We start from the raw sequence: 17,253 nt of genomic DNA on the forward strand, positions 1-17,253 counted from the left end.
TCAACTCAGCAAAAATTCTTTCAGTACTAATCCAATCGGTTCACTCAGGCGGGTTCGAATTAGCCGTACGTGTGGAATCCGCAGGCTTTCTTCCAGCGCCGTGAGGTAAGCCGAAGACCGCTCCCGCACCGTGTCGCGAATGGCGTCGGCCTGGAGCTCGATTTCGCGGCCCGTTTCCAGGTCCTGAAACCGGTAGAAGCCACTCATCGAAAAATCCAGCTCCTGATCGCCCAGAATCTGGAACAGCACAATTTCGCGCCGGGGACTGGCAATACGCTGAATCAGGTCCACCCACTCATCGTTGACCTGCAGGAAATCGGAAGCCATAATGAGCATTTCGCTCTGCTTGCGGCCAAACTCCGGAACGGAAGCAGCCTGCCGGTCCCATGCTCCCGAAGCCTGTGCCCGGTCAAGTGTAGCGACGATTTTCTGAAAGGCCTGTTTTCCCGCCGGAACTTCGGTTTGAACCAACCCCTTGTGCAGGGTGTAGAAGCTCTGCTGATCGCCCTGCCGGTTGCCCAGGTAAGCCAGCGACGCGAGCAGGATTTTGGCGTATTGTAATCGGCTGACGCCCGCTTCGGCGTAATTCATCGACCCCGACAGATCGAGCAGAAACCGAATTTGCTGGTTACTCTCGGTGGCCGATTCGCGCACCAGGTAATGACTGGTTTTGGCGAAAAGCTTCCAGTCGATTCGCTTCGGGTCGTCGCCGGGCGTATAGTGCCTAAACTGCTCAAACTCCGTTCCGATGCCCGACCGTCGGCTAAGCTGAACCCCCAGCATCAGTTCATCGCTGACCAGTTTCCCGGCCAGTTGCAGGTTATTGAGCTTAATGAGATCGTTGGTAAGCATAGGACGTTTTTTATGAACACAGAGCGGTCCGTCGGTACGGGGCAGCGAACTCAGAGAGCCTGATCGCTTTGGAATTTACGGGGTTAGCGAATGGCTTTGAGTAGTTCCTGAATGACCCGATCCGTCGTGATGCCTTCGGATTCAGCGCGAAAATTCAGCGCAATCCGGTGACGCAGAATCGGATAGGCCAGCGCCTGAATATCTTCCGGAATCACCGAAAACCGCTCGTTCAGCACCGAGCGGGCTTTGGCGCACAGCACCAGCGCCTGGCCGGCGCGCGGTCCGGCCCCCCACTGACACCACTGCTTGACAAAAGCCGAAGGAGTATCGGCCGGTCGGGTGGAGCGTACGAGCTTGTTGATGTAACTGATCAGCTCGTCGCTGATGTGTACCTGCCGCGTCAGCGTCTGAAGTTGCAAAATTTCGTCGTCTGAAAGTACCGTTTTTAGTTCCGGGCGCGACGAACCGGTGGTGCTTTTCAGAACGTTCAGCTCTTCGTGTTCCGACGGATAGCTGAGCTTGATGTACAGCAGAAATCGGTCCAGCTGCGCTTCGGGAAGGGGATAGGTACCTGCCTGTTCGATCGGGTTTTGGGTAGCAATGATCAGGAATGGCTTAGGCAGGGCATAATCCGTGCCATTATACGTGACCTTATACTCCTGCATGGCTTCGAGCATGGCCGCCTGGGTTTTGGGCGGGGTCCGGTTGATCTCATCGGCCAGCACGACGTTGGCAAACAAGGGACCCCGGTTGAAGACAAACACCTTATGGCCGGTTTCATGGTCGTCTTCCAGAATCTCCGTTCCAACGATATCGCCGGGCATGAGGTCGGGCGTGAACTGAATCCGCTTGAAGCGCATGGCTAGGGCGTCCGACATCGTCTTGACCATGAGGGTTTTGGCCAGGCCAGGCACTCCTTCCAGCAGGCAGTGTCCACCGGCCAGTAGCGCAATGAGCACCTCGTTGATGGCTTCCTGCTGCCCGATGATCACCTTACCGATTTCGCTCCGTAGCTGGGGCAGTTTGGCAACCAGCTTTTTGTAATGGGTTAAGTCTGTTGATTCCAAAGGTTGTATCGAATGAGTAATGGAAAATGAATAATGGATAATGTAAAATGTAGAATAGCTTCATAACGATTTGACAGTCAGACGGAAACTGCGTTATTCATTATTCATTTTACATTATTCATTACTAAGCCGTCAGCGCGTACGTAACAATGTTGACGCCAAACTTGGTATTGTCTTCGGCCAGAAAGCGTTTGTTGCGGAAGTCGTAGTCCCACTCGCAGCCGTAATCTTTGTTGCTATACAAAACCCCGATTCGCCCGTTGACGAGGACCGCTTTGAGGTAATCGTGTACCAGGTCGTCGCCCCAGCCGTTCAGCTCAAAGGAAGTGGTCGGTGGCCCTTCTTCGAACTTGAAAAAACAAGTGTAAATTGGGTGCGTGTTGGGTATTTTCTGTAAGGCTTTAGGACCGAAAGTGCGGCCCATTTCCTGTTCGAACGACTTGGCGAACAGACCATCGACGTCGTGGTTGCAGTCGTCGACGAACACGAAACCGCCGTTCTGGACGTACCGTTTGAAGTGGTCGCGTTCCTGAGTCGAGAACTCCACCAGCTTGTGCCCACTGAGGTAGCAGAATGGGCTTTTAAACAAATCAGGGCTACTCAGTTGCACTACCTTTTCCTTCTGATCGACCGGCAGCGTCGTATACTCGACCAGCGAATGCATCAGGTTGGAAGGCATCCGCTGGTCGGTATCCCAGTCGCCGGAAGTGTACTGAATACGCGTGAAAAAGAAAGGTTTCAAGTGCGTTTGCTGAGTAAAAATGAACAGATACTGGATGGCGTTCTCCAAATCCAGCTCCTTAAATAGTACTATCGATGGTTAATTTTATACTCCTTCCATACATGTGTCTACCCATCGAAATGCATACGTTTTAACCTTAAAAATACGGTTTTCTCCGCTATGTAGCTAGGTATTTAGCCGTTTTTCCATAATAAAATCTTCCATAAGAAACCCATCGCCAATATCGATGTCTTCCGTACCGACGACAGAAAATCCAATTCGTTCGTAAAACTGAATGGCTTTATTATATCGGTTTACGTTTAAGCCTAGTCGCACGTTGGCGTGTTGGGTAGCTACCTCCGCTACCCGCTCGATCAGCAAACGACCCACGCCTTTCCCCTGGCTGGCGGGCAGTAAGTAAATCTTATGGATTTTGGTCAGCGGTTCTCCTTTGTAATTCAGTTCGTAGGAAATGTAGCCCAGGTAGTTCCGGCTGTCGGTTTCCTGAGCCAGAAGAAAAACGTGTCCTTTGCTGGCTATTTGTGCCGTCAGAGCCTCCGTACTGTACATCATCTCCAGCATGTAGTCAATCTGCGAAGGGGACAGAATTTCACCGAACGTGTCGGGCCATGTCCGGCGGGCAATGTCCTGAATGATGGGTAGATCGGTAGCTGTCGCTTCGGTAATGGTAATCATACTGGGTTATAACCGGCTAAGCGTTAAACAGGCTTAGCCAGCAGGGTCTGTAAGGCTTCGAGGTTTGTCTTTTTGTCGAATGTGGCTGAAGTATCGCGCATTACCCCGTTGTATTCGGAACAAAACCCGGTTTGGTCCAGGCCATGAGCAGGCTGTCTTCATAAGAACCGTCGGCATTACGGGTTTTGTTCTTCATGCACCCTTCCTGAACAAACCCCAGACTTCGATACAAACCAAGTGATTTCTGGTTCGACGCTCTGGACTCCAGTTCAACCCGGCTGATTTCAGGGAAACTGCGTTGTACTTCCTCTAAGAAGGCCTGAAAAAGCAATTTCCCGATTCCTTTTCTCTGGTAATCCGGATGCACTGCGATTGTCAGGCCTGTCAGGATATGGTCGAAAATACGGAGACCATAGGCAGCGGCATGGATTTCGGCGATGAGCTGGTTCTCCGGCGTAAGCGCAACCAGCATAAGCCCCTGACTGTCCGTCGTTTTCAACAGATCGTCGACGTACTGATCCGTTATTTCCGATTCAGTTCGGGCAATCCCCTGACTTCTCCGGGCAACGGTTCGGTGCAACTCGATAATCGCGTTCTTATCCGTATAAGCACCTTTCCGAATAATGACCATACTGTATGCCTGGTTCGCCTGTCGGTTACACCGCGTCTGATAAGCTCGTGAAGGTGAACTCGCGAATCTTCATCGGTGGAATCAAATAATTCTGATCGGTTTCGGTGCTGACGACCCGTTCCGGCTTGCCCAGCGCTTCAAGGTTGTTGAGCATGATGATCGGGCTTTCGTTGAAGCGGAAGTTCTTCACCGGGTGCTTGATTTTTCCGTTTTCGATGTAGAAGGTCCCATCGCGGGTCAGTCCCGTGAGTAGAATCGTCTGCGGATCGACCGTACGAATGTACCAGAGCTTCGTGACCAGAATTCCTCGCTGGGTGGTCTTGATCATGTCTTCCAGCGATGTATTTCCGCCCGCCATAATGGCATTATTCGGGCTTGGTATCGCTTTTTTACCCTGCTTCTGCGCCCAGTAACGCGAATAAGACAGGTTTTTGACTACCCCTTTCTCAATCCACATGGTTTTTTCCTGCGGCCGACCGTCGCCCGACCAGGGTGACGCTGGCAGTTCGGCATTGGTAGGATCGGAGTAAATTGTAACCCGCTCATCGACGATCTTATCGCCAATGCGCGATTTGCCACCCGCCTTGCTGAAATACGACCGGCCTTCGTCGGCCGAGCGGGCGTCCATGTCGAAGAAAATATTTTCGAGCAACACCACAGCCGCCGTCGGTTCCAGGATCACGGTGTATTTACCTGGTTCGATGGCGCGGGCTTCCGCCGACCCCTGCGCTTTCTGGATGGCGATACGGGTTGCGGCTGCTGTGTCCAGCTTTGTAAAATCGCTGTAGCCGCGAGCGACGTAGCCCGAGCCTTTACCGTCATTCGTACGGACGGTCAGGGAGAAATTGACATTGGTGCTAGGGTAATAGGCAAACAACCCTTTCGAGTTCATCATGGCGCGGTAACCATAATTGTCCTGCAAAAAACCGGCGGCCACCAGGTTTTTCTCCCGCGAAAGCTGCAGGCTTTTCGCAACGGCGTCCGCCCGAGTATCTGGTGTGATTTTCGCTGTCGAATCGAAAAAACCGCTTGATTTCAGGTATTGCTGCGGTTCGAGTACGCTGACATATTCCGGATTTTCGGGTGCCAGTTTCGCCAGTTCTTCCGATCGGCGCACCACTTTTTCAATCGACGCATCATCGAATTCGTCAATGGTGGCGATGCCGACTTTCTTGCCAAACGCCGACTGAACCTGTATGTTCTGATTGATTAATGAACCGCTGGTCGACACTTCATTGCGGGCATATCGCAGATTTCCGCGCTCTTCGCCGAGCAGGTTGACCTCGCATTCGTCGGCTTTAGAGTAGCTTAAAACTTTGGTGAGCAGGGCTTTCGCTTCTGCTTCGGTAAGGATGATAGCCATGGTTTTGGGGCATTTCTGATAGTCATTTGGTTGTCATTTATAGTCATATAGTTGTCATTTAAAACCGTATGATTGGTAGGTAAAGCGACAAATGACTACGAATGGCAATCGAATGACCATTGAATGACTATATTTTTCTAGCTGTATTGATGACGTTGACCCCGTTGAAGCGGGTAGTAGCGCTGCCGTGCGACACCGCGCTCGATTGCGGGGGTTGCCCTTTGCCGTCGAAGAAAGAGCCACCCAACCGGTAATCGCTCTGGTCGCAAACGGCCACGCACGAGTTCCAGAATTCCTGGGTATTCGATTGATAGGCTACGTCTTTGAGCATGCCGGCAATCTGCCCGTCTTTGATCTCGTAGAACAACTGCCCGCCGAACTGGAAGTTGTAGCGCTGCTGATCGATCGAGAACGAGCCGTCGCCGATGATGTAAATGCCTTTCTTGACATCCTTGATCATGTTCTGAACAGACAGTGGGGTTTTGCCCGCTTCCAGTGAGACATTGGCCATGCGCTGGAATTGCACTGAACTCCAGCTATCAGCGTAGCAGCAGCCCTGGGATTCGTTCTCTCCGATAATGTGGACCTGATCCCGAATGGCCTGGTAGTTCACCAGGGTGCCGTCTTTTACCAGATCCCATTTCTTAGTCTTCACGCCTTCGTCATCGTAGCCCACGGCACCCAGTGAACCCACCTGGGTTTTGTCGGCCACCAGATTGACCTGCTTGCTGCCGTAATTGAAGTTTTTAGTTTTCCACTTATCGAGGGTGGCAAAGCTCGTTCCGGCAAAGTTAGCCTCGTAGCCCAGCACACGGTCGAGTTCGAGCGGGTGGCCCACCGACTCGTGGATGGTCAACCAAAGGTGGGAGGGGTCGAGCACCAGATCGTATTTGCCCGCTTCGACCGATTTGGCCGTGTGTTTGGCGCGGGCTTGTTTGGCCGCTGCCGTCACGTCCTCGATCATGTCGTAGCCTTTGTTGTAGCGGGTCGTAATGCCCGTTACTTTATCGGCCGGATTCGTTTGCAGGTATTCGTAGCCCATGCCGACTGGTGCGCTTAGTGCCTGGCGGGTTTCGAACTTGCCGGTCTTGGCGTCGATGGCAGTGACGTTAAAAATGGGCCAGATGCGGTGAATGTCCTGATCGGCGTAGGTGCCGTCGGTCGAAGCAAAGTACTTCTGCTCATTGACCATGAAGAGGACGGAGTTGACGAAATTCGCTCCGTTCTTCAGCGCGGCACTGTTCACCGACATGAGCAGATCCACCTTCTCCTGAATCGGTACTTCAAACGCATTCTTGGTAATGGGTGCTTTCCAGCTTACCTCACCGTAGCCTTTCTGCGGAGCTAACTGGACGGGCTCTTTCATGAGCTTGGCGTTGGCTTTGGCAATAGCCACCGCTTTTTCGGCCGCTTTGGCCGTGTCGGCTTCATTTTTCGCGTCTACCACGGCGGCAAAGCCCCAGCAGCCGTTGGCAATTACCCGAACGCCCACGCCGTAGGATTCAGTATTGACGATGTTCTGAACTTTGTCTTCGCGCGTAATAACGAACTGGTTCAGGTACCGGCCGATGCGGACGTCGGTGTAGGTAGCCCCCTTACTTTTGGCCGCGTTCAAAGCCGCATCGGCCAGCCGCTTCTTGGTAGCCACGTCTACGCCCGATTCCAGGAAGGCTTCCGGAGCGACCGTTCGGGAGAAAGCAGGGAGGCTCGGCAGGATAATACCGGCCGTTCCCATGCCTAAGAGTTGGTTAAAGTTTCGACGATTCATGGTGGTAGGTGTTTCAACACAGAGCGGTCCGCCGGTGCGGCACAGAGGCCACAGATTTTATCATTCCTCTGTGGCCTCTGCGTCTCTGTGTTTAAGTAAAAACTATACGGCGTCCGACAGGCTGGTGAAGGTAAAGTCGCGGATTTTCATGGGCGGAATCAAATGGCCACCCGCCCGTACCGGCTTACCCAGTGCTTCAACGTTGTTGAGCATAATGACCGGGCTTTCATTGAAGCGGAAGTTCTTGACGGGGAATTTGATCTGTCCGTTTTCGATGTAGAACGTCCCGTCGCGCGTGAGGCCCGTATATAACTGCGTTTGTGGATCGACAGCGCGGATGTACCAGAATCGGGTGACCAGAATCCCTTTCTCGGTGCTCTTGATCAAATCCGCCAGCGATTGCGTGCCGCCCTGCATAATGAATCCGGAAGCGGGTGGAATGGCTTTGACGCCTTTTTTCTCGGCCCAATATCGCGAGTAGAACATGTTTTTGACCACGCCGTTTTCGATCCAGGTGCGTTTTTCCTGCGGCAGGCCATCGCCACCACCCGCAAAACGACCCTGTCCGCCACCGCCACCCCCTCCGCCAAAGGGCGATAAGGGTAAGTCGGGGTTCATGGGGTCAGTGATGATCGTAACGCGCTCATCGAAAAGCTTTTCGCCCAGACGCGTACCCCCGCCTTTTTTGCTCAGAAAACTGCGGCCTTCGTCGGCCGAGCGGGCGTCTATGCTGCGCATCATGTTTTGCAGTAGTTCGACCGAGGCCGTTGGCTCCAGAATCACGGTGTATTTACCGGGTTCCAGGGCGCGGGCAGTGGCCGATGCCTGCGCTTTCTGCATGGCGATCTGCGTGGTGGCTTTAGTGTTGAGCTTACTAACATCGTTGACGTCCGGGTTGGCATAGCCCGAGCCCAACCCATCGGCCGTACGAACCGTTATCGAAAAATCGACGCTCGTCGACCGGTTGTAGCCGAACAGCCCTTTGCTGTTTCCAATGGCTGCAAAACCGGTTGTGTCTTCCATGTAGCCTGCGGCCGTCAGGTTTTTCTGGCGGCAGGGGTCGATGCTGTCGAAAGCTGCCTGTGCGCGGAAAGCCGGATCGATTTTAGCCGTACTTTCGGCATAGGTGCTGGTTTCCAGGTACGTCTGTGGCCCCAGCATGGGCATATACTCGGGGTTTTCAGGGGCCAGCCGGGCAATTTCTTCGGCGCGCCGGACGGTTTTTTCCAGCGAGGCATCGTCGAACTCATTGATGGTGGCCGTGCCCGAGCGTTTGCCAAAAACCGCCGTTATCGCCAGCGACAGGTTATCCGACTCGCCACTGGTCGACACCGAATTACGGGCGTAGCGAATGTTGCCTGTCCGACCGCCCGACAGGTTGACGCTCATCTCATCGGATTTCGAGTACGCCAGTACTTTATCGATTATTTTCTTTGCTTCGTCTTTCGTTAAGATCGCCATTTGTTTAGTTGTTGATTGGCAGAATGGTCATCTGGTCGTCATTTATAGTCAAATAGTTGTCATTTAAAACCGTATGATTGGTAGGTAAAACGACAAATGACTACGAATGGCAATCGAATGACCATTGAATGACTATATTTTTCTAGCTGTATTGATGACGTTGACCCCGTTGAATCGGGCCGTCGAACTGCCGTGCGACACCGCGCTCGACTGCGAAGGCTGCCCTTTGCCGTCGTTGAATGCACCGCCCAGCCGGTAATCGCTTTCATCGCAGACAGCTACGCAGGAGTTCCAGAACTCGCGGGTATTAGCCTGATAGGCTACGTCTTTGAGCATGCCGGCAATCTGGCCGTCTTTGATCTCGTAGAAGAGCTGGCCACCAAACTGGAAGTTGTAGCGCTGCTGATCGATCGAGAACGAGCCGTCGCCGATGATGTAAATGCCTTTCTTGACATCCTTGATCATGTTCTCTACCGACAGTGGCGTTTTGCCGGCGGCCAATGAGACGTTAGCCATGCGCTGGAACTGTACTGAACTCCAGTTGTCGGCATAGCAACACCCCTGCGACTCTTTCTCGCCAATGATGTGGACCTGATCCCGAATGGCCTGATAATTCACCAAAGTTCCGTCTTTTACCAAATCCCATTTCTTGGTCTTCACGCCTTCGTCGTCCCAGCCGACCGCGCCCAGTGAACCCACCTGTGTTTTATCGGCAAAGAAGTTAACGACCGGGCTACCATAATTGAAGTTTTTGGTTTTCCACTTATCGAGGGTGGCAAAGCTCGTTCCAGCGTAGTTGGCCTCGTAGCCCAGCACACGGTCGAGTTCGAGCGGGTGGCCCACCGACTCGTGGATGGTTAGCCAGGTATGGGAGGGATCGAGCACCAGATCGTATTTGCCCGCTTCGACCGATTTGGCAGACAGCTTTTCTTTAGCCTGTTTAGCTGCTAAGGTAATATCTTCCAGCATGTCGTAGCCTTTGTTGTAGCGGGTCGTAACACCCGTTACTTTATCGGCCGGATTGACCTGCAGGTATTCATAGCCCATGCCCATCGGCGCGCTCAGCGAGTTGCGCGTCGCGAAACGTCCGTTCTGCGGATCGACGGCGGTGACGGTAAAGCTGGGTCCAATCCGGTGAATGTCCTGGTCGGAGTAGGTCCCGTCGGTCGAGGCAAAGTACTTCTGCTCATTCACCTGAAACAGGACGTTGTTCACGAAGTTGGCCCCATTTTTCATAGCTGACGCATTACACGACAGCAGCAAATCGACTTTTTCTTTGATCGGTACTTCGAACGCATTCCGCTTGATGGGCGCTTTCCAGCTTACTTCGCCGAAGCCTTTCTGCGGAGCCAGCTGAACCGGCTCAGTCAGAAGCCGGGCATTGGCCTTGGCGATCGTCACGGCTGTTTCGGCGGCTTTAGCCACAACGGATTCATCGCGGGCATCGCCTACAGAGGCAAAGCCCCAGCAGCCATTAGCGATGACCCGAACTCCTACGCCAAACGACTCGGAGTTGATAATGCCCTGCACTTTGTTCTCGCGGGTGAGTACGAACTGGTTCAGGTAGCGACCGATGCGCACGTCGGCGTAGGTGGCTCCTTTGGCTTTGGCGGCATTTAGCGCTGCGTCGGCCAGCCGCTTCTTGACAGAAACATCCAGGCCAGGCTCCAGCAGCGCTTCGGGCGAGACAGAGCGGGAAAAAGCGGGCAGGGTGGGCATCAGAATCCCGGCGGCACCCATGCCTAAAAGTTGGTTAAAATCTCGGCGGTTCAAGGTTGTTTTCTACTTTTAGGTTAAATAATAAAGAGTTATCTAGTATCATCAGGACAGCGCTTCTAAACGGCATCCGACAGGCTGGTAAAGGTAAAGTCGCGGATCTTCATCGGCGGAATCAGATTACCCCCCATGCGAACCGGTTTGCCCAGCGCTTCGAGGTTGTTGAGCATGATGACCGGGCTTTCGTTGAAGCGGAAATTCTTAACGGGGAATTTGATCTGACCGTTCTCGATGTAGAACGTCCCGTCGCGCGTGAGGCCCGTGTAGAGCAGCGTTTGCGGATCGACCGGGCGGATGTACCAGAAACGGGTGACCAGAATCCCTTTCTCGGTGCTCTTGATCATATCGGCCAGCGATTGCGTGCCGCCTTCCATGATAAAATTGGCTGGTGGCGGAATGGCTTTGACGCCCTTTTTCTCGGCCCAATACCGCGAGTAAGAGAGGTTTTTGACGACTCCTTTTTCAATCCAGGTAACTTTTTCCTGCGGGCGGCCATCGCTACCTCCTCCACCAAAGCGACCACCCCCGCCCCCGCCAAACGCAGCTGCTGGAACTTCGGGGTTCGTCGGATCCGAATAAATCGTAACCCGCTCATCGAAAAGCTTTTCGCCCAGACGCGTACCCCCGCCTTTTTTGCTCAGAAAACTGCGGCCTTCCTCAGCGTTGCGGGCATCCAGTGAGTTCATCATGGCGGCCATCAATGAGGCATCTACGTTGGCCAGTAAAGCCGCGGGTTCCAGAATCACGGTGTATTTACCGGGTTCCAGGGCGCGGGCAGTGGCCGACGCCTGCGCTTTCTGCATGGCGATTTCAGTGGCGTCTTTCGTACTTAGCTTCGATACGTCGGTTACGTCGCGAGTGGCATAGCCTGAGCCTAGTCCATCGTTCGTGCGAACCGTGATCGAAAATTCGACCGAGGTTTCACGGTTATAACCCGTTAATCCCTTCGTATTGCCGATGGCCGTAAAGCGGGTCGTGTCTTCCATGTAGCCCGCGGCTGTCAGGTTCTTTTTCCGGCAAGGATCGATGCTGTCGAAAGTGGCCTGCGCGCGGAAATCGGGGTTAATTTTAGCCGTGCTTTCCGCGTAAGGATCGGCGGGCAGGTATGTCTGCGGCCCCAGCATGGGCATATACTCGGGGTTTTCGGGGGCCAGCCGGGCAATTTCTTCGGCGCGCCGGACGGTTTTTTCCAGCGAGGCATCGTCGAACTCATTGATGGTGGCCGTGCCCGAGCGTTTGCCGAAAACCGAGGTGACGGCTAGCGACAGATTCGTGCTCTCGCCACTGGTCGAGACGGCATTACGGGCGTAACGAATGTTGCCTGTCCGACCGCCCGACAGGTTGACGCTCATCTCATCGGATTTCGAGTACGACAGCACCTTGTCGATAATCTTTTTTGCTTCGTCTTTGGTTAAGATTGCCATAGTTTATTCATTATTAGGGTGTCATTCATCGTCATAAGTTGGCATTGATGATCATTTAGTGGAGCCACAACTGGCAACAAATGACTATTAATGACCGCGTAAAGACTGATAAATGACCGTATCAAGTTAGATTTTTCGTCCGGTATTGATGACGTTGACGCCGTTGAAGCGGGTAGTAGCGCTGCCGTGCGACACCGCGCTCACCTGGGAGGGTTGCCCTTTGCCATCGAAGAACGACCCGAAAGTGCGGTAGTCGTCCTGGTCGCAGAGCTGAGCGCAGGAGTTCCAGAATTCTTGGGTATTCGACTGATAAGCCACATCGTCGAGCATACCCACGATTTCGCCGTTCTTGATTTCGTAGAACAACTGGCCGCCAAACTGGAAGTTATAGCGCTGCTGATCGATGGAATATGAGCCGCGACCAATGATGTAAATGCCTTTGTCGACGCCTTTGATCATGTCGAATACCGAGCGTTTTTCGGTGCCGGCTTTCAGCGATACGTTGGGCATCCGCTGAAACTGTACCGAGTCCCAGTTGTCGGCGTAGCAGCAGCCGTTCGATTCTTTTTCGCCCAGAATAGCCGCCTGATCGCGAATGGCCTGGTAATTTACCAGAATCCCGTCCTTAATCAGATCCCACTGCTTAGCGGGAACGCCCTCGTCGTCGTAACCGACCGTGCCCAGCGTGTGGGGCTGCGTTTTATCGGCCACAATGTTGACGAGCTTACTGCCGTAGTTAAAAGACTTACTTTTCCACTTATCGAGGGTAGCAAAGCTCGTTCCGGCATAGTTGGCTTCGTAGCCCAGTACCCGATCCAGTTCGAGCGGGTGGCCGACCGACTCATGGATCGTCAGGCCCAGGTGATTCGGGTCGAGGACGAGATCGTATTTGCCCGGCTGCACGGTTTTAGCCGTCAGTTTTTCCTTTGCCTGCTTGGCGCCCAGAATCGCATCTTCGACCATGTCGTACGAGTTGCGGTAGCCGACCAGCCCGTTGGGGGCTTTGATTTTTTCGGAGGCCAGCCCATCGAGGTATTCATAGCCCATGCCCATGGGCGAGCTGAGAGCATCGCGGGTTTTGAATTTGCCAGCCGCGCGATCAACCGCCGAGATGCTGAAGGTTGGCCAGATGCGGTGAATGTCCTGGTCGATGTAGGAACCGTCGGTCGAGGCAAAATATTTCTGCTCGTTGATAAAAAACAGGTTCGACGTAACGAAAGCCGCTCCGTTTTTCATCGCTTCGCCATTGACGTTCATCAGCAGATCGATTTTCTGCTGCACCGGAATTTCGAACGCGTTCTTTTTGATCGGCGTTTTCCAGGTAACTTCACCAACACCTTTTTGCGGAGCCAGTTGCACGGGTTCGCTCTGAAGTTTAGCATTCGCTTTGGCAATGGCTACGGCCGTTTCAGCACATTTGGCAATGGCGTCGGGCGTAACGCTGCTAGTGGCGGCAAAGCCCCAGGTGCCATTGGCAATCACCCGAATACCGACCCCGAACGACTCGGCGCTGGCAATGTTCTGAACCTGTTTTTCCCGGGTGAAGATGTACTGTTGCAGATACCGGCCAATCCGGACGTCGGTGTAGGTAGCCCCTTTACTTTTGGCCGCATTCAGGGCAATATCCGCCAGGCGTTTTTTAGTAGCCGCGTCGATTCGCGCATTCGGATTGGTGGCTTCCCGCAGGTAATCGGCCGAAACTGCGTTACCCAGCACAGGAATATTGGCTGTCAACAGACCACTAATTCCTAATCCAGATAACTGGATGAAATCTCTTCTTTGCATGAATAATGACAAGAAATTTGTTGATGATTGGGTTTACGCGCACTCAGAAAACACGAATATGGCCAAAAATAATGGATAGGTTTGTATCCGTCGAAATTTTTGTGACGAATGGTAAATTGGCATTTGCGTATTTATACCCAATAATATTTTGAAAACCTGATGACATACAGGTTGATTTCGGAGAGCATTACCAGGATAAAGCGAACCATGGCAACGTACACCCAACAACTGGAAGAGTTTATACAGGACGTGCTGATCACCGTCCACGCCAATATTAGGGATTTGGAAGAGAAGCGCACCTTTGCTGATCCGGAAGAGCATAATTATATCGACGGACGCCTGTTCAGCTACGTAGAGATGCTGGCGATACTGCGCACGTCGGCCCGTGATGTCGGGCTATCCCCCACGGCTCTTGGGCTATAAGGCATTGACTGGCAGCTCACCAACTTCCCGAGCGTACTGGACTTTCGGGAAGTTGGCGGCCAAAGAAACTATTTCTTACCCTTTTTGGGCTTTTCCGGTGAGGCTACTTCTTTCTGGTTTTTCTCGCCTGCTTTAGGTGTTTCTACTATTTTAGGCGTAGTGCTGGTTTTGGCCGATTTTTCTGCTTTTACCGGGACTGGTGCCTGCGGTACGACCGAACCGACCGAACCCCGGACGAATGTGCCCCAGGTAAGGTTATCGGTTCCTTTCTGTACTTTTTTCGCCCGGTCGATAGCCATGTTGGCCGCTGCTTCGACCACCCACTCAAAATTTGCCTGTCCCACTGAATGAATGTCGGCATCGGGAGCCGGGTTGCAAAAATCAATCGCAATGGGAATACCATCGCGAACCGCAAACTCTACCGTATTGAAATCGTACCCAAGACCGTGATTCAGTTTCAGTACGTAATCCTGCATGGTGGCCAGTAGCTTTTTGCCTGCGTCGCCCGTTGTTTTCATGTCGGCTGCGTAGCGCAGGTGATGCGGATTGCGGGGCTCATAAGGCATGATCCGAACGTCTTTACCACCGATACAGTAGCAGCGGAAATAGTCGGTAAAGTCGATGGCTTCCTGATAGAGCATGACTAACTGGCCGGTTTCGTCGTAGGCCCTGAACATCTGATCGGGGTTATCTACTTTGTAAACACTTTTCCATCCCCCGCCCGCGTGGGGTTTCATGAAGGCCGGAAAACCGATCTGCTCGAAAATGGCATTCCAGTTCATATGCTTCAGGTTGCGGAATGAGTTGTGATTGGTATCGTCGGGCCGCTCTTTAGATGGCAGCAGAATGGTTTTCGGCACCGGAACCCCCAACTGAACTGCCAGACAGTTATTGAAGAATTTCTCGTCGGCACTCCACCAGAACGGGTTATTGATAACGGCTGTACCGGTCAGGGCAGCGTTTTTCAGATAAGCTTTATAAAAAGGAACATCCTGCGAGATCCGGTCTATAATTACGGCATACTCCGTGGGTACGCTTTGCTCCACCTGTTCAATGCTCACAAACTCGGCCGGAAACTCATCCTGTTTTTCGTTGACACGGTCTACAAAGGCCTGCGGAAACGTATTTTCCTGGCCGAATAAAATTCCAATCTTCTTTTTGGCGCTCATAATCAATCGATTAAATGCTGACTAATAGGATTCTTATAAAAACAACCAGAACCGTAAACCATTAGTTATCGGCGACAGCAATATTGGGGCAAATTGCAGTTCATTTTTTACTTAAACAAAAAAGCCTGACCGCGGTCAGGCTTTAGATCGATGATTGTGACCGGGTTACCGGCTGTCCGATAAAGCGGTTGTGTGCCCTGCCGGGGCTTACTGCCCATTTTCGCCTACATTGTTGGAAACCATTCAGCGGGCAGAAAAGCGTAAACAGGTCATGTGATTTTATCGTAACGTAGGCAGGTAATGATTCAAGTCGTTAGTCGCCTTTATAAGGTAAGGGGGGCACAAGGCTCAGTTAAGAACGGCGGCACTGCCCCTAGCAGAAAATCTGGCTCAAAGTTTGGCAGCTATGCCCAGCTTCACGGCTGACACGCCATAACCGACCTCTGCAAACGCGCCAACCTTAGGGCTAAAATAACAGCGGGCACCCAGATGAACCCCTACGTATAAGCCGCTATTGTACCCGTAGTTATCATAGTAATAGCCATATCCGCCTGAATCACCGGCGAAGCGGAATCCTAACGTGGCGCCTATATACGGATCGAAATTGCTGCTCTGCGTTGGAAAATGATATGAGGCCCGGGCACCTGCGTAAACGAAGTTGTAGCCTCCTGAGTAATACCCATAATTATAATGGTAGTAGTCTATTGAACCACCTACTGAAAAACCATTTTTTGCTTCTACTTCGGCGGATACCCCAATAGGAAAGCCACTGGCGTAATAGGTTGCCAAACCTACGCCCGCGTTCAGGTATACAGTTCGGTGATGAGGAGCTGCCGCGACGTATCGAGGTGTCGGGGCGGATCTGTTTGCAGAGTATTGAGGCTGAGCCTGACGGGTTACGGGCGCGGCTGCGGGAGCCTGCGTCTGGGTGGGCGAAGAAGCGGCCGGTTTGCGTACCTGAGTCGATGCTGGCCGGGTTGCCGACGATGTACTGGGCCGAACGGCGGTCTTCTTCGGCAACGGCCGAACGGATTGCTGTGCCATCGACGTGCTGATGGAGAAGATAATGACGAGGGCAAAGGTGCCCAGTTTGGTAAATGTTGGCATGGATGACATGTTGATTTTGAGTTGCTGCCTGGTTTGTAGAGGACATGACAAACTTACATCGGTTATCAGCCCTGCACCCAGCGCGTGTTGGCTGAACTGTATAAAGACCTCACTGAAATGAGTCTGGTACCGGGTGAAATGCCTGTATAGACTAAATAGATCAGCATACCAATTCGGCTGTATCAGGCAGCAGGCCAAAATCTTACCCAGGCTCATCAATAGACAATCTGCAAATATTTGCAAAAGAAGGTGACAAATTGATTGATGTCCGTCTAATGCTTCGGTAGCGACGGACAAGGAGAACGAACAGGTAGCTCTTGTTCTATAAGATGCATGAACGTAGTTTTTGAATTTAATGTTAAAAAATACATATGATATTTTTTATTTGTAAAACTGCTCTTATCTTTGTCCCGTAGTCACTGTAATATCACCAATTGATTATTAATTTATAGCTAATATTTAATTTATGATTAACTAAAGATGTTGCATTTGTAAACTAGAAGGTTATATAAGCTTATGTAAAGCTCCCGTTTTTCTCGAGGCTCTATTCCAGAAGTAGTAGATCGCCGGGCAGAGAGAACAATTGAGAGGCCTTTAGATGAGCTTCTTAAAGACCTAATTAATTTCAGTAGTTCACTTTCCAACTAGTAACGGGTAATCAATCCCAAAACTCCACTAATTATGATTAGACTTACATCTACGTTAATTGGCTTGTTGTTGTCACTTATAAGCTTTGTTAGCTTAGCCCAGCCCGGAGGTGACCCTGCCGTCATCAGCACCAACTTACTGCCCGCCCCCATCGTCGGCGGGGTAGGTGCCCCCTTCTCGATGACCTTCGTCATCGGCAACAACGGCGCCGTACCCATTCGGGGTAACACTGCCGCCAACAAGATGGCCTTCGGCATTTGCCTCTCCAACGCCGACCTGCTGACGGGCAACCTGCTCACCGACATCACCGGCGACATCACCAACTTCTTCGATCTGACGCTCAACCCCGTCACCGGTTGCAT

General features: G+C 52.3%; 15 protein-coding genes. 2 read left to right on the forward strand and 13 right to left on the reverse strand.

Annotated elements, in window-relative coordinates; genetic code table 11:
* The 11 genes from ACYVC2_RS10500 to ACYVC2_RS10550 form a co-directional block, all read right to left on the reverse strand.
* Positions 1-852: a DUF58 domain-containing protein gene (locus ACYVC2_RS10500; protein WP_461102263.1), complete on the reverse strand. Its 852-nt coding sequence runs from the start codon at positions 850-852 to the stop codon at positions 1-3.
* An 83-nt stretch (positions 853-935) separates the two neighbouring features.
* Complete coding sequence (locus tag ACYVC2_RS10505; protein ID WP_461102265.1) at positions 936-1,919, reverse strand: AAA family ATPase; 984 nt, start codon at positions 1,917-1,919, stop codon at positions 936-938.
* A gap of 124 nt (positions 1,920-2,043) precedes the next feature.
* Positions 2,044-2,661, reverse strand: coding sequence for a DUF4159 domain-containing protein (locus ACYVC2_RS10510; RefSeq protein ID WP_461102267.1), 618 nt, complete (start codon positions 2,659-2,661; stop codon positions 2,044-2,046).
* Between the two features lie 165 nt (positions 2,662-2,826).
* A complete protein-coding gene (locus tag ACYVC2_RS10515) occupies positions 2,827-3,336 on the reverse strand; it encodes a GNAT family N-acetyltransferase (protein ID WP_461102269.1) in 510 nt (169 codons plus the stop codon).
* Between the two features lie 100 nt (positions 3,337-3,436).
* Positions 3,437-3,967 (reverse strand): GNAT family N-acetyltransferase, encoded by a 531-nt coding sequence (locus ACYVC2_RS10520; RefSeq protein ID WP_461102271.1) that lies wholly within the window; start codon positions 3,965-3,967, stop codon positions 3,437-3,439.
* Positions 3,968-3,992: 25 nt separating this feature from the next.
* The gene (locus tag ACYVC2_RS10525) at positions 3,993-5,330 is read right to left on the reverse strand and encodes a TldD/PmbA family protein (protein WP_461102273.1); all 1,338 of its coding nucleotides are present in this window, start codon (positions 5,328-5,330) and stop codon (positions 3,993-3,995) included.
* 127 nt (positions 5,331-5,457) lie between these two features.
* Positions 5,458-7,098: a TldD/PmbA family protein gene (locus ACYVC2_RS10530; RefSeq protein WP_461102274.1), complete on the reverse strand. Its 1,641-nt coding sequence runs from the start codon at positions 7,096-7,098 to the stop codon at positions 5,458-5,460.
* A gap of 102 nt (positions 7,099-7,200) precedes the next feature.
* Positions 7,201-8,559, reverse strand: a complete 1,359-nt coding sequence (locus tag ACYVC2_RS10535) for a TldD/PmbA family protein (RefSeq protein ID WP_461102276.1) — start codon at positions 8,557-8,559, stop codon at positions 7,201-7,203.
* Positions 8,560-8,691: 132 nt separating this feature from the next.
* A complete protein-coding gene (locus ACYVC2_RS10540) occupies positions 8,692-10,332 on the reverse strand; it encodes a TldD/PmbA family protein (RefSeq protein ID WP_461102278.1) in 1,641 nt (546 codons plus the stop codon).
* 62 nt (positions 10,333-10,394) lie between these two features.
* The gene (locus ACYVC2_RS10545) at positions 10,395-11,759 is read right to left on the reverse strand and encodes a TldD/PmbA family protein (RefSeq protein WP_461102280.1); all 1,365 of its coding nucleotides are present in this window, start codon (positions 11,757-11,759) and stop codon (positions 10,395-10,397) included.
* 126 nt (positions 11,760-11,885) lie between these two features.
* A complete protein-coding gene (locus ACYVC2_RS10550) occupies positions 11,886-13,544 on the reverse strand; it encodes a TldD/PmbA family protein (RefSeq protein ID WP_461102282.1) in 1,659 nt (552 codons plus the stop codon).
* Positions 13,545-13,751: 207 nt separating this feature from the next.
* Here ACYVC2_RS10550 and ACYVC2_RS10555 point away from each other — a divergent pair, with 207 nt between their 5' ends.
* Complete coding sequence (locus ACYVC2_RS10555; protein WP_461102284.1) at positions 13,752-13,967, forward strand: hypothetical protein; 216 nt, start codon at positions 13,752-13,754, stop codon at positions 13,965-13,967.
* A gap of 68 nt (positions 13,968-14,035) precedes the next feature.
* Here the strand turns inward: ACYVC2_RS10555 and ACYVC2_RS10560 are convergent, their stop codons facing one another.
* Positions 14,036-15,136 carry an ATP-grasp domain-containing protein gene (locus ACYVC2_RS10560; RefSeq protein ID WP_461102286.1) on the reverse strand — a complete coding sequence of 367 codons (1,101 nt, stop codon included), beginning with the start codon at positions 15,134-15,136 and terminating at the stop codon, positions 14,036-14,038.
* A 390-nt stretch (positions 15,137-15,526) separates the two neighbouring features.
* Positions 15,527-16,243 (reverse strand): hypothetical protein, encoded by a 717-nt coding sequence (locus ACYVC2_RS10565; protein WP_461102288.1) that lies wholly within the window; start codon positions 16,241-16,243, stop codon positions 15,527-15,529.
* A gap of 681 nt (positions 16,244-16,924) precedes the next feature.
* Here ACYVC2_RS10565 and ACYVC2_RS10570 point away from each other — a divergent pair.
* A partial coding sequence (locus tag ACYVC2_RS10570; RefSeq protein WP_461102290.1) for a hypothetical protein occupies positions 16,925-17,253 on the forward strand: 329 nt, incomplete at its 3' end.

It is taken from the genome of Spirosoma koreense (genome assembly GCF_054777875.1).